24 protein-coding genes are annotated in these 24019 nt (G+C 62.4%); 9 read left to right on the top strand and 15 right to left on the bottom strand.

Annotated elements, in window-relative coordinates; all coding sequences use genetic code 11:
- Window positions 1-78: 78 nt before the first annotated feature.
- Window positions 79-1503, top strand: a complete 1425-nt coding sequence (locus tag ACFZPT_RS06415) for a lipase (RefSeq protein ID WP_034113670.1) — start codon at window positions 79-81, stop codon at window positions 1501-1503.
- 109 nt (window positions 1504-1612) lie between these two features.
- On the opposite strand, the gene ACFZPT_RS06410 is transcribed toward ACFZPT_RS06415, so the two are convergent.
- The gene (locus ACFZPT_RS06410) at window positions 1613-1837 is read right to left on the bottom strand and encodes a YgdI/YgdR family lipoprotein (RefSeq protein WP_034097805.1); all 225 of its coding nucleotides are present in this window, start codon (window positions 1835-1837) and stop codon (window positions 1613-1615) included.
- A 187-nt stretch (window positions 1838-2024) separates the two neighbouring features.
- Here ACFZPT_RS06410 and ACFZPT_RS06405 point away from each other — a divergent pair, with 187 nt between their 5' ends.
- From ACFZPT_RS06405 to ACFZPT_RS06395, 3 genes are all read left to right on the top strand, one after another.
- A complete protein-coding gene (locus ACFZPT_RS06405) occupies window positions 2025-3674 on the top strand; it encodes a VRR-NUC domain-containing protein (protein ID WP_034113672.1) in 1650 nt (549 codons plus the stop codon).
- Window positions 3671-5929, top strand: coding sequence for an ATP-dependent DNA helicase (locus ACFZPT_RS06400; protein ID WP_034113674.1), 2259 nt, complete (start codon window positions 3671-3673; stop codon window positions 5927-5929). The genes ACFZPT_RS06405 and ACFZPT_RS06400 overlap by 4 nt, the downstream gene beginning before the upstream one ends.
- 138 nt (window positions 5930-6067) lie before the next feature.
- On the top strand, window positions 6068-7009 hold the full coding sequence (locus ACFZPT_RS06395; RefSeq protein ID WP_034113676.1) for an alpha/beta fold hydrolase: 942 nt from the start codon (window positions 6068-6070) through the stop codon (window positions 7007-7009).
- A gap of 4 nt (window positions 7010-7013) precedes the next feature.
- Here ACFZPT_RS06395 and ACFZPT_RS06390 read toward each other — a convergent pair whose 3' ends face one another.
- Window positions 7014-7964: an alpha-E domain-containing protein gene (locus ACFZPT_RS06390; protein WP_034097812.1), complete on the bottom strand. Its 951-nt coding sequence runs from the start codon at window positions 7962-7964 to the stop codon at window positions 7014-7016.
- Between the two features lie 3 nt (window positions 7965-7967).
- Window positions 7968-9377 (bottom strand): circularly permuted type 2 ATP-grasp protein, encoded by a 1410-nt coding sequence (locus ACFZPT_RS06385; RefSeq protein WP_034113678.1) that lies wholly within the window; start codon window positions 9375-9377, stop codon window positions 7968-7970.
- Between the two features lie 394 nt (window positions 9378-9771).
- Here ACFZPT_RS06385 and ACFZPT_RS06380 point away from each other — a divergent pair, with 394 nt between their 5' ends.
- The 3 genes from ACFZPT_RS06380 to ACFZPT_RS06370 all read left to right on the top strand — a co-directional run bounded on the left by ACFZPT_RS06380 (window position 9772) and on the right by ACFZPT_RS06370 (window position 10762).
- Window positions 9772-10317: a hypothetical protein gene (locus ACFZPT_RS06380; RefSeq protein ID WP_034097814.1), complete on the top strand. Its 546-nt coding sequence runs from the start codon at window positions 9772-9774 to the stop codon at window positions 10315-10317.
- An 85-nt stretch (window positions 10318-10402) separates the two neighbouring features.
- A complete protein-coding gene (locus tag ACFZPT_RS06375; protein WP_034113680.1) occupies window positions 10403-10615 on the top strand; it encodes a hypothetical protein in 213 nt (70 codons plus the stop codon).
- 15 nt (window positions 10616-10630) lie between these two features.
- Window positions 10631-10762, top strand: a complete 132-nt coding sequence (locus ACFZPT_RS06370; RefSeq protein WP_256593226.1) for a hypothetical protein — start codon at window positions 10631-10633, stop codon at window positions 10760-10762.
- Between the two features lie 8 nt (window positions 10763-10770).
- On the opposite strand, the gene ACFZPT_RS06365 is transcribed toward ACFZPT_RS06370, so the two are convergent.
- From ACFZPT_RS06365 to ACFZPT_RS06345, 5 genes are all read right to left on the bottom strand, one after another.
- Complete coding sequence (locus tag ACFZPT_RS06365) at window positions 10771-12024, bottom strand: EAL domain-containing response regulator (protein ID WP_034113682.1); 1254 nt, start codon at window positions 12022-12024, stop codon at window positions 10771-10773.
- A 9-nt stretch (window positions 12025-12033) separates the two neighbouring features.
- Window positions 12034-12417 carry a response regulator gene (locus tag ACFZPT_RS06360; RefSeq protein WP_034113684.1) on the bottom strand — a complete coding sequence of 128 codons (384 nt, stop codon included), beginning with the start codon at window positions 12415-12417 and terminating at the stop codon, window positions 12034-12036.
- Window positions 12402-13751, bottom strand: coding sequence for a HAMP domain-containing sensor histidine kinase (locus tag ACFZPT_RS06355; protein WP_034097819.1), 1350 nt, complete (start codon window positions 13749-13751; stop codon window positions 12402-12404). The genes ACFZPT_RS06360 and ACFZPT_RS06355 overlap by 16 nt, the downstream gene beginning before the upstream one ends.
- A 236-nt stretch (window positions 13752-13987) precedes the next feature.
- Window positions 13988-14551, bottom strand: coding sequence for a GNAT family N-acetyltransferase (locus ACFZPT_RS06350; RefSeq protein WP_034113686.1), 564 nt, complete (start codon window positions 14549-14551; stop codon window positions 13988-13990).
- Window positions 14552-14582: 31 nt separating this feature from the next.
- Entirely contained in the window at window positions 14583-15506 is a 924-nt protein-coding gene (locus ACFZPT_RS06345; protein ID WP_034113688.1) for a universal stress protein, read from the bottom strand.
- A 248-nt stretch (window positions 15507-15754) separates the two neighbouring features.
- On the opposite strand from ACFZPT_RS06345, the gene ACFZPT_RS06340 reads away from it, so the two are divergent.
- Window positions 15755-16993 (top strand): MgtC/SapB family protein, encoded by a 1239-nt coding sequence (locus tag ACFZPT_RS06340; protein ID WP_034097823.1) that lies wholly within the window; start codon window positions 15755-15757, stop codon window positions 16991-16993.
- A 6-nt stretch (window positions 16994-16999) separates the two neighbouring features.
- Here the strand turns inward: ACFZPT_RS06340 and ACFZPT_RS06335 are convergent, their stop codons facing one another.
- The 7 genes from ACFZPT_RS06335 to ACFZPT_RS06305 are packed head-to-tail and all read right to left on the bottom strand — an operon-like array spanning window position 17000 to window position 23287.
- Window positions 17000-18364 (bottom strand): ATP-binding protein, encoded by a 1365-nt coding sequence (locus ACFZPT_RS06335; RefSeq protein ID WP_034113690.1) that lies wholly within the window; start codon window positions 18362-18364, stop codon window positions 17000-17002.
- Complete coding sequence (locus ACFZPT_RS06330) at window positions 18361-19023, bottom strand: response regulator (RefSeq protein WP_034097826.1); 663 nt, start codon at window positions 19021-19023, stop codon at window positions 18361-18363. The genes ACFZPT_RS06335 and ACFZPT_RS06330 overlap by 4 nt, the downstream gene beginning before the upstream one ends.
- 11 nt (window positions 19024-19034) lie before the next feature.
- Window positions 19035-19679 carry a tetratricopeptide repeat protein gene (locus tag ACFZPT_RS06325; protein ID WP_034113692.1) on the bottom strand — a complete coding sequence of 215 codons (645 nt, stop codon included), beginning with the start codon at window positions 19677-19679 and terminating at the stop codon, window positions 19035-19037.
- 4 nt (window positions 19680-19683) lie between these two features.
- Window positions 19684-20484: an SDR family oxidoreductase gene (locus ACFZPT_RS06320; RefSeq protein ID WP_034113694.1), complete on the bottom strand. Its 801-nt coding sequence runs from the start codon at window positions 20482-20484 to the stop codon at window positions 19684-19686.
- Window positions 20471-21145 carry a TenA family transcriptional regulator gene (locus tag ACFZPT_RS06315; protein ID WP_034097831.1) on the bottom strand — a complete coding sequence of 225 codons (675 nt, stop codon included), beginning with the start codon at window positions 21143-21145 and terminating at the stop codon, window positions 20471-20473. Before ACFZPT_RS06315 ends, ACFZPT_RS06320 begins: the two co-directional genes overlap by 14 nt.
- Entirely contained in the window at window positions 21142-22620 is a 1479-nt protein-coding gene (locus tag ACFZPT_RS06310) for an AMP-binding protein (RefSeq protein ID WP_034113696.1), read from the bottom strand. Before ACFZPT_RS06310 ends, ACFZPT_RS06315 begins: the two co-directional genes overlap by 4 nt.
- Window positions 22610-23287, bottom strand: coding sequence for a thermostable hemolysin (locus tag ACFZPT_RS06305; protein WP_034113698.1), 678 nt, complete (start codon window positions 23285-23287; stop codon window positions 22610-22612). The genes ACFZPT_RS06310 and ACFZPT_RS06305 overlap by 11 nt, the downstream gene beginning before the upstream one ends.
- Before the next feature lie 179 nt (window positions 23288-23466).
- Between ACFZPT_RS06305 and ACFZPT_RS06300 the strand changes: the two genes are divergently transcribed.
- On the top strand, window positions 23467-24018 hold the full coding sequence (locus ACFZPT_RS06300; protein ID WP_034097835.1) for a cytochrome b: 552 nt from the start codon (window positions 23467-23469) through the stop codon (window positions 24016-24018).
- Window position 24019 lies beyond the last annotated feature (1 nt).

The raw sequence follows: 24019 nt of genomic DNA, 5'->3' as shown, positions 1-24019 counted from the left end.
AGCCCGCTCACTACCAGGACAAGCGTTTAGAGGGTGATGGACGTTCTCGATAAATTTAACAACAAGAGAGGCAATATCATGGGCGTGTTTGACTATAAAAACCTTGGGGCCGAGGGCTCCAAAGCGTTGTTTGCCGATGCCATGGCGATCACGTTGTATACCTACCACAACCTGGATAACGGCTTTGCCGTGGGCTACCAGCACAATGGCCTGGGCGTCGGCTTGCCGGCTACTCTGGTCGGCGCATTGCTCGGCAGTACGGACTCCCAGGGTGTGATCCCAGGCATTCCCTGGAACCCGGATTCGGAGAAGGCCGCGCTCGAAGCGGTGCAGAAGGCCGGCTGGACGCCCATCAGCGCCAGCACCCTCGGGTATACCGGCAAGGTCGACGCCCGGGGCACGTTCTTCGGCGAAAAGGCCGGCTATACCACGGCCCAGGTCGAGGTGCTGGGCAAGTACGATGACGCGGGCCAGTTGCAGGAAATCGGCATCGGTTTTCGCGGCACGTCTGGCCCAAGGGAAACACTGATCACTGACTCCATCGGCGATCTGGTGAGCGACCTGCTTGCGGCGCTGGGTCCCAAGGATTACGCAAAGAACTACGCCGGCGAAGCATTCGGCGGCTTGCTCAAGAACGTCGCCGAGTATGCGACGGCCCACGGTCTGAGCGGCCAGGATGTGCTGGTCAGCGGCCATAGCCTCGGCGGCCTGGCGGTCAACAGCATGGCCGACTTGAGCGAGGCCAAGTGGTCCGGGTTCTATAAGGACGCCAACTACTTGGCCTACGCCTCACCGACCCAGAGTGTCAGCGACAAGGTGCTTAATATCGGCTACGAAAACGACCCGGTGTTCCGCGCTTTGGACGGCTCATCCGCCAACCTGTCGACGCTCGGGGTTCACGACAAACCCCACGAGTCCACCACTGACAACATTGTCAGCTTCAACGATCACTACGCCTCGACCCTGTGGAATGTGCTGCCGTTTTCCATCGCCAATCTGCCGACCTGGATCTCGCACTTGCCGACCGGCTACGGCGACGGCATGGGGCGCATTCTGGAGTCCGGGTTCTATGAACAGATGAGCCGGGACTCGACGATTATCGTGGCTAATCTATCCGACCCGGCACGGGCCACCACTTGGGTGCAGGACCTGAACCGCAACGCCGAACCGCACACAGGCGACACTTTTATCATTGGCAGCGATGGCGATGATCTGATCCAGGGCGGCAAGGGCGCGGACTTTATCGAAGGCGGCAAGGGTAACGACACAATCCGCGACAGCAGCGGGCATAACACCTTTTTGTTCAGCGGCCAGTTTGGGCAGGATCGAATTATCGGTTATCAGCCGACGGATAAACTCGTGTTCCAGGGTGTGGCGGGCAGCGGGGATTACCGTGATCACGCCAAGGTGGTGGGTGGGGATACGGTGTTCAGTTTCGGGGCGGACTCGGTGACGTTGGTGGGCGTTAGCGGGGTGTTGGGGGAGGGGGTTGTGATCGGGTGAAGGGGCAGGGAGGGGGCTGGTTGGGCGCTACCGGGGGCTAGCCCCCTCCCACCTTGGTCCCCCTTCCACAGTGTGCTTTCCTTCAGACTGGCGCTTTTGCGCGTTGGGATCAGTCTTCTTTGCGGACGGTGGCCACGTCATCGGCTTTGACGCGGATGCGCTTGCCGGCGATATCGGTGAATTCGTAGAACCCGTCTGCGGTTTTGGTTTTAGGTGAGTCTTTGGTCAGGTATTGCGTGCCGTTTTGCAAAGTGACGACGGTTTGCGTGGCGCAACCGGCCAGTGCCAGAAAAGTGAGCGCAACCAGCGGCAGACCCAGATTCTTCATGTTCATAACCCTTACCTTTAACCTTGAAAAGTCCCGCGCCAGACGCAGCGGGGTATAAATGTTACGCCATCGGCTTCCCCATCAGATCACTTTTATACAAAAAGTTGCGTGCGCCATTTATCTATTACCGATTGCAACACAGCCACGGCAACGGCACTCTGTATGCATAACCAGTATTTGATCTCCGCGCGCCATGGCCAACCCCCTCGACGATCCGCTCTACTACCTGCATAACTTCCGCCAGGTCCTGCATTGGCTGGGGCAGCGCTATGCCGATTTGCTCGATACTGACGAACAGCATTTCATTCAGCAATTCGACAGGTTGCCGCAGGCGTCCCAGGCTCTGTTGGTACGTATGGTGATGCGCAAAGGCGTGCACTTTCGTGGCGGCAAACTCAACTATGTCGAGATAGGTTGCCCCCATGCGGCCGCTGCGCCGTTATTGGCGCTGGGCTGGGTGGACGGCCACTGTCTGCTGGCCGTTGAGGAGCTGTTCGCGCTGCTGCAAAAGAGTGAATTGCTGGGTGCGTTCAAACCCTGGATCGAACAACCCAAAGGCAAGAAAGCCGACTGGCTGGAAGGGTTGACTGCGCGATTCAACGAGCCGCGCAGTTTTGCGCAGTGGTGCCCGGACCTGCCCGACACGCTGTACAGCCTCACGGTGATGGAATTGTGCGACCGCCTGCGCCTGATGTTCTTTGGCAATTTGCATCAGGACTGGTCCGAATTCGTATTGGCGGACCTGGGCATCTACACCTATGAAAAAGTCGAGTTCTGCACCGAGTCCCGTGGCCTGCGCAGCCGTGACGACGTACACGGCTATCTGTTTCTGCACCAGTGTCAGCACGCCTTTGAAAGCGGCGAGGCCGTGGACGAGGTCCTGGCTCGGATCGCCAGCCTGCGTACCGACAACCCGTGGCTGGAAAAGCGTCGGGCCAAACTGTTGTTCCAGGTGGGCCAATCCTGTGAACGCAGCGCCGAATTGGCGCTGGCGCAGCAGATCTACCGCGCCTGCACCTACCCCGGTGCCCGCGCACGCTTGATCCGCGTACTGGAACGCCAGGAGGATTACGTCCAAGCCTTGGCCCTGGCCAGCGCCGCGCAGCAGGCACCGGAAAGCGCCGCCGAACAGCAGCACTTGCTGCGTGTGGTGCCGCGCCTGCGGCGCAAACTGGGTGAACCGGCGCTGCCCAAACCCAAGCCGCGTCCGGTCACGCGCCTGGACCTGGACTTGGCGTTGCCCGAGCCGTTGATGTCCGTTGAATACTGCGTGCAGGCCCATCTCAGCGCGCCGGACGCGCCAGTGCATTACGTGGAAAACGGCCTGATCAACTCCCTGTTCGGCCTGCTGTGCTGGGAGGTGATTTTCGCGCCATTGCCCGGTGCGTTTTTCCACCCGTTCCAGCGTGGCCCGGTGGACCTGCACAGTGAAGACTTCCACCAACGCCGCGCACCGCTGTTCGCCGCCTGTTTCGAGCAACTGCAGGACGAGCGCTACAAAGCCACCATTCGCCAGCGTTACCGCGATAAATGGGGCATCCAGTCGCCGTTCGTGTTCTGGAACCTGCTCAGCGAAGAGCTGCTGGAGCAAGCCCTCGCATGCCTGCCCGCCGCCCACCTGCGCTACTGGTTCGAGCGCTTGCTGTTGGACATCCGCGCCAATCGCTCTGGCATGCCGGACTTGATCCAGTTCTGGCCGGCGCAAAAAACCTACCGCATGATCGAGGTCAAAGGCCCCGGCGACCGCCTGCAAGACAACCAACTGCGCTGGCTGGAGTTCTGTGGCGAATACCAGATGCCGGTCACGGTCTGCTACGTGCGCTGGGCGGAGCAACCGGCTTGAGTTACAGCGTGGCGGTGCGTGCCTTGTGTGAGTTCACCGCCAAGGTCGGTGACCTGGACCTGCGTTTCACCCCGTCGCCCAGCGCCCAGGAAGGGATCGTCGGCCACCGCACCGTGGCGTCGCGCCGCAGCCCGCATTATCAGAACGAAGTGGCCCTGGAAGGCGAGTACCGGCAGCTCAAGGTGCGGGGCAGGGCGGACGGCTACGACCCGGACAGCCAGCGCCTGGAAGAGGTCAAAACCTACCGCGGCGACCTCGACGCCCAACCCGCCAACCATCGCCAACTGCACTGGGCTCAAGTCAAGGTGTATGGCTGGCTGATGTGCCAGAAACTGGGGCTGACAGAGATCGATCTGGCGCTGGTCTACTTCGATATCGTTGGCGAGGGCGAGACCCTGCTCAATCAGCGCTTCCAGGCCCACGCCCTGGAAGCGTTCTTCAACCAGCAATGTGCGCTGTTTCTGGATTGGGCCCGGCGGGAGATGGATCACCGAGAGGCGCGCGACCGCGCGGCGCAGAACCTTGGCTTCCCCCATGCCGACTTTCGCCCCGGCCAGCGGGTTCTGGCCGAGTCGGTGTACAAAGCCGTCAGCACCGGCCGTTGCCTGATGGCCCAGGCGCCCACCGGCATTGGCAAGACCATCGGCACGATTTTTCCGCTGCTCAAGGCGTTGGCGCCGCAGCAGTTGGACAAGGTGTTCTTTCTCACGGCCAAAACCCCTGGGCGCAAGCTTGCTCTGGATGCCGCCCAGGTGCTGTTCACCCGCACCCCGGACTTGCATGTACGTGTGCTGGAACTGGTGGCACGGGACAAAGCCTGCGAGCACTTGGACAAAGCCTGTCACGGCGAATCCTGCCCCTTGGCCAAAGGTTTTTACGACCGCTTGCCCGCCGCACGAAGCGCTGCGGCCAAGCTACGGCTGCTCGACCAGCGCAATCTGCGTGAGGTCGCCCTGGCCCACAACGTTTGCCCGTATTACCTGAGCCAGGAAATGGCGCGCTGGGCTGACCTGGTCGTAGCCGACTACAACTATTATTTCGACTTCGGCGCCATGCTGTTCGGCCTCGCCCAGCTCAACCAATGGCGCGCCGCGGTACTGGTGGACGAAGCTCATAACCTGGTGGAGCGCGCGCGCGGGATGTACAGCGCCAGCCTTGATCAGTACCGCCTCAAGACATTGCGCGACGAGGCGCCCGAGGCCCTGAAAAAGCCTTTGCAGCGCCTCAATCGCGAGTGGAACGCGCTGCACAAGGCGCAAGTGGCGCCGTACCAGGCTTATGACGCCAGGCCCGATAAAATGCTCAGCGCCTTGAGCCTGTGCGCGAGTGCCATGGGCGATTACTTCAACGATCACCCCGAAGCCCTGGCCGGCGACCTGCAAGCTTTTTACTTTGACGCGCTGCAATTTGCCAAAGTGGCCGAGTTGTTCACCGAACACTTCATCTTCGATATCACTAAACGCTCCTTGGGCGGCAAGCGCAGCAGCTCGATCCTGTGCCTGCGCAATGTGGTGCCCGCCGAGTTCATCCGCCCACGACTGACCGCTGCCCGCAGCAGCGTGTTGTTTTCCGCCACGTTAAGCCCGCGCCATTACTACGCCGACTTGCTGGGCTTGCCTGCGGACACGGCGTGGGTGGACGTGGCGTCGCCGTTCAAGGCCGAGCAATTGCGGGTGCGCATTGTCGATGAGATCTCGACCCGATTCGTGCATCGCGAGGCGTCGGTGGGCCCCATCGTCGAGCTGATCGCCCAGCAATTCGCGCAGCAACCCGGTAACTACCTGGCGTTTTTTTCGAGCTTCGATTACCTCCAACAAGTGGCGCAGCGCCTGGCCGAACAGCACCCGCATATCCCACTGTGGCAGCAGTCACGGGGCATGGCCGAGGCTGAGCGCCAGGGCTTTCTCGACCAGTTCACCGAACATAGCCAAGGGGTGGGGTTCGCCGTGCTCGGCGGCGCGTTTGGCGAGGGTATCGACTTGCCCGGTGCGCGCCTGATCGGCGCATTCATCGCCACCCTGGGCCTGCCGCAACTGAACCCGGTCAATGAACAGATGAAGCGGCGCATGGCCGCGATTTTCGGTTCAGGCTACGACTACACCTATCTGTATCCAGGCCTGCAAAAAGTCGTGCAGGCAGCCGGCAGGGTTATCCGCAGCCAGCAGGACCAAGGCGTGGTGATGTTGATCGACGATCGTTTCGGTGAGGCGCGGGTACGGCCGTTGTTGCCGAGCTGGTGGGCAATTTCGTCCTGACCTGATGCACCCCGGTTCTTGGCTATCAGCCCCCGAGCGGCGCTGATGACCGAGCATTTGGCGCAAATGATGCTGGTGCAAATCCCGCACCTCCCTCACTCTTTCCTCGCATTCTGGGCCATTACAAGGAAGCCAACCATGAACGATAGCCAGCGGAGCACCCTCAAGGTCAACGGTATTGAACTGTGCGTGCATATCGCCGGGCCGGAAAATGGCGCGCCCATCTGGTTGCTGCATGGCTTTCCCGAATGTTGGCACTCCTGGCGCGAACAGATCCCGGCCCTGGCTGCGGCAGGCTATCGAGTGTTCGTGCCCCAGATGCGCGGTTACGGGCCATCCAGCTCGCCGGCCGAGATCGCTGCCTATGACCTGTTGACCTTGTGCGCCGATATCCAACAGGCCATGGATCATTTCGGGCATACCCAGGTGGTGATGGTCGGGCATGACTGGGGCGCAGTGGTGGCCTGGCACTTGGCATTGCTTGAGCCTGAGCGCATCACCCGCTTGATCACAATGTCGGTACCGTTTGCCGGGCGTGCGCGCCGGCCGGTGATCGAGATCATGCGCGAGCTGTATGCCGATCGCTTCAATTACATTCTGTATTTCCAGGCGCCTGGAGTGGCCGAGCGCGAACTGAACGCCGATATCGAGCGCACGTTGCGGCTGTTTATGCAGGATCAGGATGTGTTCCTCCAGCAAAAACCTGCCGACGCCACCTTGCTTGAAGGCGTGCCTGTGCCGGGTCCGCTGCCCGGTTGGTGTTCCCAAGAAGATTTGGATGTGTACGTGCAGACCTTTACCGAACATGGCTTTCGCGGCCCGTTGAACTGGTACCGCAATTTCGAACGCAATTGGCAGCGCACCGAGTTTTTGGCCGGGCGGCAGGTGATGCAGCCGACGTTGTTCCTGATCGGCGACCGCGATCCGGTGGGTGTCTTCGAAGCCCACACACTCAAACGCATGCCCGACTGCGTGCCGCAGTTGGAGCAGCATGTGTTGCCCCACTGCGGTCACTGGATCCAGAACGAGCAGGCCACGCAGGTGAATGCGCTGCTGCTCGACTTCCTGGGCCGCCCCTGAGCCCTCAGACCACTTCGAGATAGGAGCTGTGAATCGCCCGCGCCAATTCGCGCACGGTGTCGATAAACTCCGTAAGGCGGCTGTGCAGGCCGTCTTCGAGAATTTCATCGATCCCGGTGTAGCGCAGCCGCGCTTCAAACTCCGCCGCCAGGCGTTGCGCCGTGCGCCCGTAGCTGCCGGGCAGGTCGGCGAGGATGTGGTTCAGTTCCTCGACACAGGCATGCAGTGAACGCGGCACGTCGCTGCGCAATAACAGCAACTCCGAGACCGAGCGGGCATTCAGCGCGTTCGGGTACAGCTGCGTATAGGCTTCGAACGACGACAACGCGCGCAGCAGGGCGCTCCACTGGTAATACCCGCGCGCCGAGAGGTCGCTGACTTCTTCCGATTCTTCGCCGAACATCTCATAGCGCGCATCCAGCAGGCGCAACGTGTTGTCAGCGCGCTCGACAAACGTGCCCAGGCGGATGAAGCGATAGGCATCGTTGCGCATAATGGTGCCCGAGGTTGCCCCGCGAAACAGGTGCGACCGCTGCTTGACCCAGTCACAGAAGTGGCTGATGCCGTGTCGGCCCAGGCCGCCGGCGGCGATGCTGCGCATTTCCAGCCAGGTGGCGTTGAGGTTCTCCCACATATCGGCGGTGATACGTCCGCGTACCGCATGGGCGTTGCCCCGCGCGGCACGCAGGCAGTTATAGATGCTGGCGGGGTTTTCTTCGTCAAGGGCGAAGAAGTGCAGCATGCGCTCGGCGTCCAGTTGGGTGTGACGTTCCAGATAGCTGTCTAAGGTGCCGCTGCTGAGCAACGACATGGCCAGTTCGTCCAAGCCGTCGCTGCGCCCGGCCTGGGGCATCAGCGACAGCGAATAACTGACTTCGAGCATGCGCGCCAGGTTTTCGGCGCGCTCCAGGTAGCGGGACATCCAATACAGGTCTGCGGCGGTTCTACTCAGCATGATTCAGTCCTCCACCACCCAGGTGTCCTTGGTTCCGCCGCCTTGCGACGAGTTGACGATCAGCGAGCCTTCCTTGAGGGCCACCCGCGTGAGCCCGCCCGGTACCAGGCGGGTCTCCTTGCCCGACAGCACGAACGGGCGCAGGTCGATATGCCGCGGCGCGATGCCGTTTTCCACAAAGGTCGGGCAGGTCGACAGGCTCAGGGTCGGTTGAGCGATGTAGGCGTGGGGGCGGGCCTTGATGCGCTGGCGGAAGTCTTCGATTTCGGCGGCGCTGGATGCCGGGCCGACCAGCATGCCGTAGCCGCCTGAGCCCTGGGTTTCCTTGACCACCAGTTGCTCAAGGTTGGCCAGCACGTGAGACAGTTCCGCCGGTTTGCGGCACTGAAAGGTCGGCACGTTCTGTAGCACCGGTTCTTCATTCAGGTAGAAACGGATCATGTCCGGCACATAGGGGTAGATCGACTTGTCGTCGGCCACCCCGGTGCCGATGGCGTTGGCCAGTACCACGTTGCCGGCGCAATAGGCGGCCACCAGGCCAGGCACGCCGAGCATGGATTCGGGGTTGAACGCCTGCGGATCGAGGAACGCATCGTCGATACGGCGGTAGATCACATCCACCGCCTTGGGCCCGTCGGTGGTGCGCATGAACACTTTCAGGTCGTGCACGAACAGGTCGGCGCCTTCCACCAGTTCCACGCCCATTTCCCGGGCCAGGAAGGCATGCTCGAAGAATGCGCTGTTGAAGCGGCCTGGGGTCAGCACCACCACGTTGGGGTTGTCCAGGCGGCTGGAACTCTTGAGGGTCTTGAGCAGCAGGTTGGGGTAGTGATCCACCGGCGCGATGCGCTGCCGGGCGAACACCTCTGGGAACAGGCGCATCATCATTTTGCGGTCTTCGAGCATGTAGCTCACGCCGCTGGGGGTACGCAGGTTGTCTTCAAGCACGTAATAAGTGCCGTCGCCATCGCGCACCAGGTCGACGCCGGAGATATGCGAGTAGATATCGCGGTGCAGGTCCAGCCCGACCATCGCTTTCTGGTAACCCTCGTTGCCCAGCACTTGATCCGCCGGAATGATCCCGGCCTTGATGATGCGTTGATCGTGATAGATGTCGGCGAGGAACAGGTTCAGCGCATTGACCCGCTGGATACACCCGCGCTCGATCACGCGCCATTCGCTGGCAGGGATGCTGCGGGGGATGATGTCGAAAGGGATCAGGCGCTCGGTGTCCTGTTCGTCGCCATACAGGGTGAAGGTGATTCCGGCGCGGTGAAACAGCAGATCGGCTTCACGACGACGCTGGGCCAGCAGTTCCGGCGGCGTATTGGCCAGCCAGCGGGAGAAATCCTGATAATGCGCACGGCACACGCCGTTTGCGTCATTCATCTCATCAAAGAAAGATCGAGCCATTCCGGTACCTTGTCAGTGCCTTGGGATGCGCGAGCGGCACTGCCGTTTGAACAACGCATGTTTTTATGAGCCCGTGGCGCGAGGTGCCAGCGGGCCTGGTCCTTACTTTCTCAGGATGTCGGCTCTGGGTCGGGGGGTAACGAATGCTCCTGTTTCCAAACAGATGAATCCATAAAGCAATGCCTGTGCCGAAACCCCACCTTCCAACACATCCGCCCGCGTAGTGAGCGAGCCTGCTCGCGCCAGGCTGCGCAGCGGCGCTCCGCCAGCCACCCAGAAAGGTGCACCCCACCTTCAACAAACACGCCGCGCACCAACCCGGTGCACAACAAACTTGAACTCCCCACACGGCCTGTTCCTCTAACGGGGTCTATACACCCCGTGGACCATCCCCGTGCCCAGAATCATCTCCCCCCACACTCCGGAAGCGGCGCTGAACGACCACAGCGAACACAACGCAAAGATCTTCGGTTCGCCCAAGGACCGCCTGGACTTCTATCGCCGCGAGATCCAGTACGAAACCTCCATCCTGGCCAACCGCACCGACGCTTACCTCACCGCCCAATCGTTCCTGGTGATCGCCTTCGTATCAGGCATGGGTAACCTCAACCCAGAGTGGGGCAAGCTGTTTACCCTGATCGTGCCGCTGTTCCTGGCACTGCTGGGCATTCTCAGCTCGCTCAACGCCTGGCCGGGCATCCGCGCGGCGTATGACATCATTGATCACTGGCACTTCAAGCAGAGCCAACTGCTGCACAGCGAACCGGTGATGGGCCTGGCCTATGACGAGTCGCCGCTGTTTTCCGAGCGCGAGTCGTCCCACAAGGGCTATCGCAAGTCCCTGCTGTTTTCCGTGCGCACGCCGTGGATTTTCATGGTGTTCTGGATTCTGCTGGGGGCTTATGCGTTCTATATCCAGGTCGACAACCCAGGCGGTTAAGCAATCCGGCGGAACTTCGGGGCAGGGCGCAGCACCTTATGTCTATGCAGGCTGTATTTACCCAATCACTGTACAGAGGTGAAACATGAGCACTAGCAACGATCCCCAAGTCAGCGACCGTAACGACCCCGCCATCGACGGTGGCGAGCCGGCACCCGGCACCGCCGCCGATGCCCCTAAGGACCCCAAGCCTGCCGCCGACCCTAAGGCCAAGGACAACGACTACAGCCCCGACTTCAAGCCCGAGCGCGAGCCCAAGCCTGAAACCGACGCCGACATCGACACCCAGGGCGGCTAGTTAGAGGAGACGGTCATGGCTCATCAACCGGATGAAGAACTCAACGACCCAGGTAACGAAGACCCCGGTTCATTGATGGATGACGCCGAGGTGCCGCTGATCGAAGCGGATGAAGAGGGCGCTGATGGCGACATCGGGCATCTCTGACTTCTCATTCACTTCAAACGCCTCCTTAACAGGGGTTCCAGCGTGTCCACCGGCAACGGCCGGCTGAACAGATACCCCTGGAGCTGATCGCAACCGGCCTCTTTCAAAAATGCCCACTGCGCCTGGGTTTCGACGCCTTCGGCCACCGCCAGTAAGCCCAGGCTGTGGGCCAGTTGGATGACGGTCCGAGCAATCGCGGCGTCCTGGGGGTTACTGGTTACTTCGCGGATAAAGGCAATGTCGATTTTCAGCGTGTCGATGGGAAAGCGCCGTAGGTAGGCCAGGCTGGAATAGCCGGTTCCGAAGTCGTCGATAGCGATTTTCACGCCCATGGCACGCAAGCGTTGCAGGCTGACGATGCTGTGCGCGGTGTTCTCCATCAGTGTGCCTTCGGTGATTTCCAACTCCAGCCAATGGGCGGCAACCCCGGTGCCGGCCAGTATGTCGGCTATCTCTGCGATCATATCGCCCTCGATCAATTGATGGCCGGAGACGTTCACCGACACCTCCACCGCGCCGATATCGCAACGCTGCCAGGCCGCTATCTGTCGGCAGACAGTCTCGATCACCCAATGCCCGACTTGGCCAATCAGGCCGAGGCTTTCCAGCATCGGCACGAACACCGCCGGGGACACCGGCCCATAGTCGGGCCGGTCCCAACGCAGCAGGGCCTCAAGGGCACAGACTTCACCGCTGCCCACGTGCACTTTGGGTTGGTAATGCAAGGCGAACGCCTGGCGCTGCACCGTTTGGCGCAAGGCGTTTTCCAGGTCCTGGCGCACCGGGTCGTAGTCGTAGACGTTCGAGCGTGCGGTTTGATCGTGGTGCCGTTGCAGGCGTTGTTCGAGCATCGCGCTGTGCTGTTTCAACTGGTCGCCATGGGCTTTGAGCCGCAGCAGGTTGCGCACCCGCAGCCACAGCTCGACACGATCCACCGGTTTGCTGATGAACTCCTCTGCGCCGGTCTCCAGACCGCTGAGGCGCGCACTCGATTCACTCAAGGCCGAGAGCATGATGATCGGTATGGTCGCGGTGGCTGGGTTGCCCTTGAGCTGGTTAGCCACTTCGTAACCGTCCATGCCGGGCATCATGATGTCCAGCAGGATCAGGTCCGGCGGCTGCTCGGCCACCCTAAGCAGGGCTTCCTCGCCGGTGCCCGCGCTCAGGGTCTGGTAGCCCTCGTGCTGCAGCAGGGTTTCCAGCAACTTGCGAACCTGGGGTTCGTCGTCAACGATCAACAGCGTGGCGGGTGAGCTGGCCATGGAGAGGACTCATACGAGTGGTGTGGGGGGCGGGTGGAGCAGCGTTTCAATGACCTGGTACAGCGCCTTATAGCGCAGAGGCTTGATCACATAGGCGTCGCACCCGGCCAGGCGGGTTTTTTCGCGGTCTTCCTTCATGGCCATGGCGGTGAGCGCGATGACCGGGATATGCGCGGTCAGGGCGTCCTGCTTGAGCACGCGGGTGGCGGCCAGGCCGTCCATGCCCGGTAACTGAATGTCCATCAGGATCAGCGCCGGCTGTTGCGCGCGGGCCAGGGTCAGGCCGGACTCGGCGTCGGCGGCCCATACCACGCTGTGGCCGGCACTGACCAACAGCAAACGGGCCAGGCGCATATTGGCTTCGTTGTCTTCGATGATCAGGATATGGGCCATGGTGCCTCCGTCGTCCGATGCAGCGGCAACCACACCACGAAGCGCGTACCCAAACCTTCGCGACTGGCCACCGCGACACTGCCGCCATGCAGCTCAGTCAGTTGCTTGACCATGGCCAGGCCCAGCCCGGTGCCTTCGAATTTGCGCGCCAGGCTACTGTCGATCTGGCTGAAGGCCTTGAACAATTTGCCCATGTCCTCTTCCGCGATGCCGATACCGGTGTCGCTGACGCTCAGCTCCAGGAAGGTGCGGTGCGCGCCGGTCTGCAAGGTATCAGCGTGGCTGGGCCAGTCGCCGGGAATCAGACCGACCTGTTCGCGAGGGGCTTCACGAACCGCCAGGGTCACGCAACTGCCGTGCTCGCTGAACTTCACCGCGTTGGCCAGCAGGTTGTAGACGATCTGTTTGGTCTTGCGCAGATCCAGCACCAGTGTGCCGAGGTCCACCGGGCTATCGAGCTTGAGCTGGATGCGTTGCAACGCGGCCTTTTCGCGCACGATCAACAAGCTATTGGCCAATACATCGGCCAGCGCCACGGGCTCCAGCTCCAGGTCCATCATCCCGGCTTCGACCTTGGACAGGTCGAGGATGTCGTTGATCAGCGACAACAGGTGCTGGCCGCTGGTGAAAATGTCGCCGATGTATTCGCGCTGGGTGTCGCTCATTTCGCCGACCAGCCCATCCTTGAGCGCCTCGGAAAAGCCGATCACCGCGTTTAATGGGGTGCGCAGTTCGTGGGACATGGTCGCCAGGAACTCGGATTTCATGTGGCTGGCGTGCTCCAGCTCCAGGTTTTTGTCTGCCAGGGCGCGTTCGAAGTCTTTGCGTTCGGCCTCAACCTGCTTGCGCGCAGTGTTGTCGGTGCCGATAAGCAGGTAGCCGATGAGCGTGTCGCTGCGGTTGCGCAGTGCGGTTACCGAGACCATCGCAGACAAGCGGCTACCGTCCTGGCGGATATAGGTCAGCTCGTAAATATCCTCAATGCCGCGCGAGGCTTTAAACACCAAGGCTTCGAAACCCGGCGTGATCGGCGTGTCGAGTTCCAGGCTGAGGGCGGCGGCGCGGGTGATCAGTTCGGCGGGATCGGAAATATCGGCGGGAGTGACGCGGTTGACCACATCGGCGGCGGCGTAGCCCAGCATGCGTTCGGCGCCGACGTTGAAGATCTGGATCACACCCTTTTCGTCAGTGGCGATGCTGGAGAAGTGCGCGCTATTGAAAATGGCGTCTTGCAGCGCGCCGGTCTTGATCAGGCTTTTCTGGCGTTTGAATTCGTCGATCTTGGCCGCGCGTGACTGCAGGTCGGGCGGGCTGTGGGTGGTTTTTTTATCCATCGCAAGGGCGGTTCCATGACGTTCAGGCCCGACACCGTTCATGACCGTGTCGCAGAGCATGCTCACAGAAAATCGCGCACAGGCGATGAGGAGGAGATGAGGTCTTAGGACAATAGCAGCCTATTGCCATAGACCTGCAAATAAAACAGTGGGCGTTTGCCTACGCTAAAGCGCAGTGGCCGCGCTTGCTCGACCTGCAACGCAGCAAACGCCCCATGACGGCCATGTGGATGGGTTTAAAGCTGCACGCTGCTGATCACCTGAGTGCCGTCATCCGGATCAGTGACACTCTCGAAACCTAGATCATGGGTCAATTGACGCATATGTGCATTGGTGGCCGCGTCCACCGTATACATGCGCGTGTAGCCATTTTTTTTCGCCGCAGCCATCAAGTGCTGCATCAGCAAGCGCGCCAGGCCCAGGTGCTGCCAGGCATCGGCCACCACCACCGCGCATTCGCACGCCTGGTCCTTGGCGGCGGCGTAGCGCGCCACGCCGATTTCCACCAGTTGGCCGTTATCGTGTACCAAGGCGATATACGCCAGGCGTTCCTGGTTATCGACGTCCATCAATTGATCGAGCAATGTCTTGCCCGGCTCGCACACCTCGCCCAGAAAACGCTGATGCCTGGACTCGCGGGACAAGCCCTTGATGAAGTTGTATTCGCGCTCGCGGTCTTCGGCGGTCAATGGGCGCACCAGGACATGGCGGCCATCGTCGAGCCGTTCGATCCAGTGTTCGTGGGGCACCGCCGCATAAACAGGCGCGGCTTGCCGGTTGAGTGCTTCAGTATTGGACATGACGGAACCTCCATGGGGTGAAATGGCCGGGTTATTCCAGCATCTCGGGTGACACCACCCACACACTGCAGGGCATGCGGTACAGCAGCGTTTCAGTGGTACTGCCCAGCAGCCGCGACAGGCCGTGATGACCGACCCGGCCCATGACGATCACGTCGATGTTGTAGGCGTCGGCGAAGCTGGACAACACCTTCGCCGGGTTGCCCAGAATCATGTGGCGTTGTTCCGGCGGGATGCCGTTACGCGCCGCCAGGTCGTTGAAGGCTTCGCCCTGGGCGGCGAACAGCTGCTTGGCCGCCTGCGACGAGAAGAACGCCGCGCCACTGCCGAACTCATACTCCTGGGCGGCCAGGTCGGACAAGTCATGGGCGTAAACCATCTGTACATCGGCCTCGCAGGCCGTCGCCAATTTGCTCGCTTCATGCAGGATGCGGTCGTTGAGGCCCTGGTAGCGGCCGTCGCGATGGAATGGATCGACCGCCGCCACGATCCTGCGTGGCAGAGCGTGATGCACGCCGTGCACAAAGTGCAGCGGTACGGGGCATTCGCGCAGCAGGTGCACATCCATCGGCGTGAACATCAAGCGCGAGAGTCGCGACTCATGGGCCAATGCCTTGATCACCAGCGCCATGGGTTCTTCCTTGAGGCGAATCAACAGCTCCTTGAGCGGATCATCGACCCAGGCCACCTCGGTAGTCACCGTCAGCCCCAGTTTGCGCAACGGCCGCGCCTGGTCTTCAAGCCATTGGTGATGGCGCTCCACATAGCCCAGACGCATCTGCTCCAGGGCCTGTTCGTTGACCAATCCAGCGGTGGCCAGACCTTCCAGGTAGTCGAACGCCAGAATATGCAAGGCGGCGCCTTCGGCCTTGGCCAACGCGGCGGCGCGCTCGAAAGCGGGGCTGTGTTCCATCAACGGTGAAACCAGCAGCAAGAAACGGGCTTGAGCAGACATGAGCGATCTCCCTTGGATTACCAGTGGCATCTAGGGTCGATCATGGTCCTGACCGTTGGGCGGCGTTTGATCTGCATCAAGTCGCCGCCACGCCGGGCGGGGCGAGCGACGTGCGGTCATAGTAGGGATCGTTGATGATAATCAACGCGGCGTGCGGCATCCTGGCACAGACTGCAAAGAGCGATGCCGGTCCGGGCGTCCATTGAAGCCGAGAGGTTGTTTATGTCCATCACGCCAGGGGTGCTGTTATGAGCCAGACCTTGGGCCTGGCCGGCGCCGCTGCGGCGCTGGGTATCGGCATGCTGGTGGGGCTTGAGCGCGAACGCCACAAGGGCGAAGGCGAGCATCGCGATTTTGCCGGGTTGCGCACCTATTCGATCACCGCATTGCTCGGTTATGTGACCCAGCAGGTCGGCGGCGCCTTGTTGTTGGGCCTGATCGCGCTGTGCCTGGCGCTGCTGGTCAGTACCGCGTACTGGAAAAGCCAGGCCAAAGACCCGGGCATCACCAGCGAAGTGGCGTTGTTCACCGTGCTGGTACTGGGCGCCCTGTGCGGCGCGGCGCCCGAGTTGGCCACGGCGATTGGGGTGGTGATGGCCGGCTTGCTGGTCTATCGGCAGAAACTGCACGAGTTCGCCCGCAGCCAACTGAGCGACGCCGAAATGCGCGACGGCCTGTTGCTGCTGGTGGTCGCGCTGGTGGTATTACCGTTGGCGCCGGACCGCTTTATCGGCCCTTATGCAGCGATCAACCCGCGCACCATCTGCACCTTGACCGTACTGCTGATGGCGGTCGGCGCCCTGGGGCATGTGGTGGTGCGGGCGTTGGGCCCGCGTTATGGCTACGCGGTCGGTGCCATTGCGTCCGGGTTCGCCTCCAGCACCGTGACCATCGCCGCCATGGGCCATATCGCCGCCAAGGAACCGCAGCAGTTGCGCACGCTGGCGGCCGCGGCGGTTTTCTCCAACCTGGCTACGGTGGCGCAGGTGGCCTTGATTCTGGGCACGGTAGAGCCGGCGTTGCTGGCGCAAATGGCCTGGCCGTTGCTGGCCGGTTTTGTCGCCATCGCGGCTTACGGCATTTGCCTGATGCTGCGCACCCCCACGTCGGCCGCCAGCGAGGCGATCAAAGTGGGCGGTGCATTCGATCTCAAACTGGCGTTGATCATGGTGCTGATGATGACCGGTATAACGTTTGTCTCATCGGCGATGCTGTATTACTTCGGCGAATGGGGCGTGATGGTCACCGCCACCCTCAGCGGCTTCGCTGACGCGCACGCGTCCACCGCCTCGATTGCCGCCCTGACCGCCAGCGGCCAATTGGCCGTGCAGGCGGCGCCGATTCCGGTGTTGCTGGCGGTCAGTTGCAATTCCCTGAGCAAGTGTCTGGTGGCCTGGGTCAGCGACGGCCGCCGCTTTGCCGGCTATGTGATTGGCGGTCAAGCATTGCTGACCGCCGCGACATGGTTGGGCCTGCTGATCGGTTGAAGCGGGTCAAAGGGGGATGTGCAACGTGGCCCGCAGCCCGCCGCCGGCACGGTTGTGCAGACGGATCTGACCGCCCAGGCGCTGGGCGATGGTGTGGACAATGGTCAAGCCCAGGCCTGCACCGTGGGCATTGCCACGGCTGTAGAAACGCTCGAACAAGCGCTCGCGGTCCTGTTCGTCGATCCCGGGGCCCTGATCGTCCACCGTCAGCTCGAACGCCGTGTCGGTTTTGTGCAACCCGACGGTAATTACACCCTGTTCCGGAGAGAAATTCGCCGCGTTGGTCACCAGGTTGGTCAGGGCGATCGCGATGGCGGCGCCGTCGGTGGTCACGGTGCAAGGCGCGTCGTCCGCGTCGAACACCAGCTCCAGGCCCTTGCTCAACAGCCAGGGCGTGAGTTGGATCAGGCTGTCGCGCACGGCGGCGGTAAGGTCCAGGGACTGTAAGGGCGGTTGCCCCGCGCTCGGCTCCAGGCGCGCCATGGTCAGCAACTGGTTGACCAGGCGGCTGGTACGGTCCACGCCAGTGATCAGGAAGGCCAGGGATTCGCGGCGTTCAGCCTCGGTGCCGGCCTCCAGCAGGTTTTGCGCATGCACCCGCAGCACCGCCAGCGGGGTACGCATTTCGTGGGCCGCATCGGCGATAAAGCGTCGCTCGCGACCTAGCAGGTCCTGTAGCTGCGCGAGCATACGGTTCAGGGCGGCCTGCATGGGTTCCAGTTCGGTGGGCAAGGGCGTCAGTTGCATCGGCTCCAGGGAGCCGGAGTGCCGGGCGCGTAACGTTGCGGCCATATCAGCCAGGGGCTTGAGCCCCCAACCGATGGCCAGCCAGACCATCATCGCCAAGATCAGGCTGCCCAGCACGTTCGGCCACAAGGTGTGGCGCACGATACGACCGACCAGGTCGGCGCGCACATCGTCGCGTTCGCCGACCCAGATGCGCAGGCCGCTGTTCTTGTCCTTGAGCAAAAAACCGCGCCATTGCCGGCCATTGAGGTCGTCCACATTGCTGTAGCCTGGCTGTTCGGGCGGAGTGGCGAACGTGGGAGCGCTGGAGGTGAACACCAGGCGTTCGCCCTGGGGGCTCCAGACCTGGAAAGCCACCTTGCTTTCGTATGGATGCCCATCGACTTTGGGGTTGGCCTCGGCCAGCGCCTTGTTGAAGGCGCGGTACAGGTCGGCTTGTTGCTCGTTCGCCAGCGGCAGGCTCATCAGGCCTTGCAGCAACCGGGCGTTTTGCGCCAGTTGCGCATCGTAGACTTCGGCAATTTCGTGGTTGCTGTCATGCAGGTTCAATGCGCTGATCAGCAAAAAACCGCCGAGCAGCAGGCCGATAATCAAGGTCAGGGTGCGGCGGCGAATCGAGGTCACACGCGATCCTCCACCAGATAACCCACGCCTCGCACAGTGCGGATCAATTCGCTGGAGAACTTTTTGCGCAAGTGGTGGATATGCACCTCCAGGGTGTTGCTTTCGGCTTCTTCGTTCCAGCCATACAGCAACTGGATCAACTGATCGCGGGTCATGACCCGCCCCGGGGGCGAAAGCAGTTCATGCAGCAGTTGGTATTCCTTGGGGGTCAGCGACACCGGTTGATGGTGATAACTGACTTGCTGGGTGCTGGGGTCCAGGCAAATGCCCGCATGTTCGATCAGCACCCGCGCCCGGCCGGCGCTGCGCCGCAGCAGGGCGCGCAAGCGGGCCTTGAGTTCGGCCAGGTCGAAGGGCTTGATCAGGTAATCGTCGGCACCGGCGTCGAGCCCGGCGATGCGGTCTTCGGTGGCATCCCGTGCGGTCAGAATCAGCACCGGTACGGTGGCACCGCTGTCGCGCAGGCGGCGCAGCACCTCCAACCCGCCCATGCGCGGCAGGCCGAGGTCGAGCACCACCACGTCGAAGGTTTCGCTGAGCAGGGCATGCAGGGCGCTGCTGCCGTCCTTCAACCAGTCGACGGTGTAACCCTCGCGCGCCAGGGCCTGGTGAATCCCTTCGCCCAGGGCTTCGTCATCCTCAATTAGTAATAGCCGCACGCGCGCTCCTGTCAGTTGAGTTGCTTGGTGATCTCGGCCAACAGGCTCTCGATCTCTTTGCGCCGCCCGGCGTCGGCGCGTTCCCGACCTGGGCGGGGAGCCGCCAGCAGGGCCTTTTGCAGGGCATCGCGGGCTTGCTCATAACGTTTTTGCCGGTACAGGTGATCGCCCCAGAAGTACAGACTATCAATGCCTGTCGGGTTGACTTGCAAGGCCTGTTTAAGCAACTGCTCGGCCTTGTCGGCGTCACCGAAACCAATCGGCCAGCCCGGAACGCGATCGTACAGCGCCGCCAGGCTGGTATAGGCCGAGCCTTGCAGGGCGGTGGGGTCGAGGCCGAGCGCGCGTTCCAGGTCGGCCTTGGCGGTCCTGGCCTTGCTCAACGCCCCGAGTCCGCCCTGGGCACCGGCCCAACTGCTGGTGACGATACCCGACCAGATCCAGGCTTCGGCGGCCTGCGGACGGGCCTGGGTGAAGGCATTCGCCTGGCCGGCCAGTTGCTCGAAGGCCTGGGGGCGTTGTGCCTCAGGCAGGCCGTATTGGATCTCGGCCCAGCGTTGTTGGATCGTGGTCAGCCGTTGCTGGTCGGCGGCGTCCAACGCCCAGGTGAGGGGGCTCAGGGCACTGAGCACAAGGGCGGCAATCAGTGTTCTCATGGGGTTAGTCCTTGTTAACAGGGTTATCGCTCAAGCGGCGCACCAGGGGCAGTTGTTTACGCAGGCCACGGTCGACCAGCTTCGGCAGCAGGCTGTTGAGGCGCACGAAGAAACGCTCCGGCCAGCCCAGGTACAGGTCGCGACGGTCGTCCACAATCGCCTTGATCACCGCCGACGCCACGGTGTGCGGGTCGTCGACGTTGGACTTGAGCGCCTCGTTCAGCGCTTCGGCCGCCGCGCTGTTCATGGCCGTGCGGGTGGCGCGCGGCGCTACGTACAGCACGCCGACGTGGGTGTCGGCCAGTTCGCGGCGCAGGGCTTCGGAAAACCCGCGCAAGGCAAACTTGGTCGCGCAGTAGGTGGCATAACCGGGGTAGCCGATGGAGCCATAGGTGGAACCGACATTGACCACCCTGGCGCCCGCCGCTTGCTTGAGCATCGGCAACAGCAGCCGAGTCAGACAGATCGGCGCGCCGATATTCAACGCGAGCATCTGGTTGATGTCGGCGTCGTCCAGTTGCTCAAGCATGGCGAAGTGGTTGATCCCGGCGGTATTGATCAGCAGGTTGATACCGCCGATGGCTTCGGCCGCCGCCAGTACCTTGCGCCGGTCGGCCAGGAATGTCAGGTCGGCGCTGACCCAGCACAACTGCTGCGGGTATTGCGCAAGCAGCACATCCAGCGGCGCACGGTGGCGCGCCACCGCCAGTACCTGCGCGCCACTGGCGCACAGCATGGCCGCTATCGCCAGGCCGATGCCGCCGCTGGCGCCGGTCAGCACCACGCGGGCCTCAGACAGGCGCATGGGTGGTCTCCCCGAGGCGTGGCAGGTTTCGGAACATATCGGTATAGAGCGCGTAGACCACCTTGGACGCACGGATCACCGCGGCTTGATCCTCCGGGTCGTCGAGACGGTTCATCAGGCCGCGATAGGTCTGCATATGGCCGATATCCAACGCCCCGTGGGAGTTCAGATAGCTGAACGCCTCGGCCGGCAGTTGCAGGCGCTCGCGGATGCTGCCGGCGGCGTGGGTGGCCAGGGCGATACTGGTGCCTTCCAGTACGTTGACCATGCCGAACAGGCCGACCGGGTTATCGCGGGCGATCAGGTCGTAGAGGTAGCTGACCATCAGCTCAATGGGCAAGCCAGGGCGTCCGTCGCGCACGGCTAGCCTATCACCGCCGCAGGCCTCGATATCATCCAGTACCCAATGTTCATGGCCGTATTCGTCTTCGATGTACTCGCACACCGCCTTGCGCAGCCATTCCAGGCGTGACGGCAAGCGTGCGCCGCAGGCCATCATCAACGGCACTGTGTGGCGGACGTGGTAATAGGCCTGGGCCAGAAAGGCGCGGTAGCTGTCGAGGCTGACCTTGCCTTCCAGGGCATCGCGGATGATCGGCAGGCTGAACAATGCCTGGCGTTCTTGCTGGGTGGCGTCTTGCAGGGTGTCGAAGAAATTCACGATGGCGTGTCCTCATTCAAAGGTTGAGTAAAGTGGGCGTGGTAACGGGCGACGATGGCGTCGCGCCGAGGCCGGCCATTGGCGGTGAGCAGGCCGTTGGCGGCGGTGAAGGGGGCGTCCAGGCGCGTCCACTGGTGGACCTGGGCATAGTCCGGCAGGCCGGCATTGGCCTCGGCCACGGCGGCGGCCAGTTGGGCGTCGCTGCAGTCGGCGCGATGGGGCCAGAGCAGGGCGTGGTTGTGGGGCAGGGCTTCGCCGTAGACGAATGCCTGGGCAATGTCGCCGCCCTGAGTCAGTTCGGCCTCGACCCAATCCGGGTTGACGTTGCGCCCGTAACTGGTGACGAACTGGTGTTTCTTGCGGCCCTTGAGGTACAGAAAACCGTCTTCGTCGAAGGCCCCCAGATCACCACTGGGCCACCAGGTGTCGGGCTCTTCGGCCTGGCCGAGGTAACCGAGCAGGGTCGAGCCTTTGATCAGCACTTCACCATCCTCGGCCAGGCGGATATCCACATGGGGCAGGGGTCTTCCGACGCTGCCCGGGCGCTGCGCCTGCGGCACGTTGAGGCTGACCACCGAGGCGCACTCCGACAGCCCGTAGCCTTCGAAAACCGGCATGCCCAACTGCTGGGCGCGCTGCAACAAGGCCTTGGACACACGGGCACCGCCCACGGCGGCAAACCGCAAGCCCCGGGGGCTGAAAGCCTTTTGCTCGGCGGCGATGACCAGCATCAGCAGCAGTTGTGGCACCAGGATCAGGCTGTGGGGTTGGCGCGCGGCCAGGCAACCGAGCAATTGCGCCGCATCCACCGCGCTGGCGCCCTGGATACCCAGGCTTTTTTGGCCCGGCACACTCAAGGTGGCGCCGGCATACAACGCGGCGTAGCAGCCCAGGTTCTCCAGCAGAATCGCCAGGGGCAGCAGCGCCAGGTGATGGCGCGGTTCATTGACGTGACTGGCCTGGTACAGCTCGCGGGCTACCCGCAGCAGGCTCTCGCCACTCAGGCATACACCTTTGGGCGCGCCGGTGGTGCCGGAGGTGAAGGTGACTTTGGCGGTGCCCAGGGGCATTGAGGGTCGCCCGTCGAAGTGCCGGCACCAGAAATCGCCGACCTTGTGGTAGCCCAGGCCCTCCAGCTCCTGGCTCAGATAGGGTTCGGCGATGACCCGCTCGGCGTGGCTTTGCTCCAGGCAGTGGGCACGTTGAGCCGCGCTGAAAAACGGTGGCAACGTCAGGCAGGTCAGGCCCTCGAACAGCACCGCCAGGTCCCAGAGCATGGCATCGACGCCATTGTCCAAGGCCAGCGCCACCACCTGTACGCCCTCATCGCGCAGACGTTCGCGCCGATAGGCCACCTCGGCGAACAATGTGGCGTAGTCCATTTTCAGTGAGTCGCCCCACAGAGCGATGGCACCGTCGTTACGTTCGGCATGGCCACGCAGAACGGCGTGGAATCGCAGGGTTTCAGGCGACATGGCAAGTGTCCTCAAGGGTGGTAGGCAGGCCCAAGCGCGAAAACAGGCCCATGTTGCGTAAATGCGTGAAGCCGGCGCGGATATTGCCCACATGCACCCACGGCTGGCTTTCGTAATAACGGCCCCAGTTATGGCGCTCATCGCCCAAGCGTTGCGGGTCGGCGGCACACAGGGTCACGGGCTTGAGCCCAAGGCGATGGAAGCTGTTGACCAGCCCCGCATTGCCGGTAAAGGCCACCCACTCCAGCCCCCCCATGGCCAATAACCAAGTGATGGCGATGATGCTCAGGCGTGCACTGCCGTTATCACTGGCGGCCAGGTTGCCGACCTCGGCGATGGCGCGCCGCTCCACTGGCTGGCCGGCGGCGGCGCAGACCAAGGCCTCGATCGGATGATCCAGGTAGTGCTCCAAAAACAGCGCTTCGCTGCGGGCCAGGCGTACCCCGGCGACGGCGCATAGCTCACCGTCGGCCTGGCTGACGCCAAACAATTGCGGCATGAAGTGGCGGATGTCCGCGCCATGGGCCAGGCGAAAGCGCTGCTGGATGAACGCTTCGAAGGCCGGGCGCCGAGGGTCGTCGGGCAGGGCGCGGCTCAGGTGCAGCGGGGCGCTGTCGGCGTGGCCGAACAGCATGGGCAACGGGATGTTCCAGTCGAAATCGGGCATTTGGCGGTTCGCCTCCCACGTCAAGTTGGGAGGAGTATCAGTAGCCTTTCTTAACGAAGTCTGAAGGTGGGCGTAAACATCGTCGTTCGGTCTTCAGACTGGCTTAAGACTGCCAGGGCAGGGTGGCGCGGACTTTCCAGGCCGGCCTCGGCCATCACTTCCTCAAAGGCGACTTTTCCATGAACCAATATTGGGTAACGCAGCGCTACGCCCGGTTATCGATGACCCTGCACTGGCTGATGCTGGCGTTGTTTGTCGGTGTCTATGCCTGCATCGAAATCAAAGGCCTGCTGCCTCGCGGCAGTGTGGCGAGGAGCTTCATGGCGGGCACTCATGGGCTGCTGGGGATGGGTATTTTCCTGTTGGTGTGGGTGCGCTTGCTCGGGCGTCTGGCTCCTCGTCCGGCCATCGTGCCGCGGCCTCCCGTCTGGCAAACGGCGTTGGCGCACCTGATGCACCTGGCCCTGTATGGCTTGATGATCGTGACGCCGCTGCTGGCCTGGCTGATGCTTAGCGCCGGGGGCAAAACCCTGCCGTACTTCGAGTGGTCGTTGCCCGCTCTGGTGGCGATGGACCCGGACCAAGCCAAGGTGTTCAAGCACTGGCATGAGTGGCTGGGCAATGCCGGTTATTGGCTGATCGGCCTGCATGCGGCCGCCGGGCTGTTCCATCACTACTGGGTGCGCGACAACACGCTGATACGCATGCTGCCTAAATCGCGTAATCGCTGAA

The sequence above is a fragment of the Pseudomonas sp. MD330_10 genome, from assembly GCF_042610415.1.
Lineage (GTDB): Bacteria > Pseudomonadota > Gammaproteobacteria > Pseudomonadales > Pseudomonadaceae > Aquipseudomonas > Aquipseudomonas rhodesiae.
The sequence above is the reverse complement of the archived record's forward strand: the minus strand, read 5'-3'. Positions and strand labels throughout refer to the sequence as shown.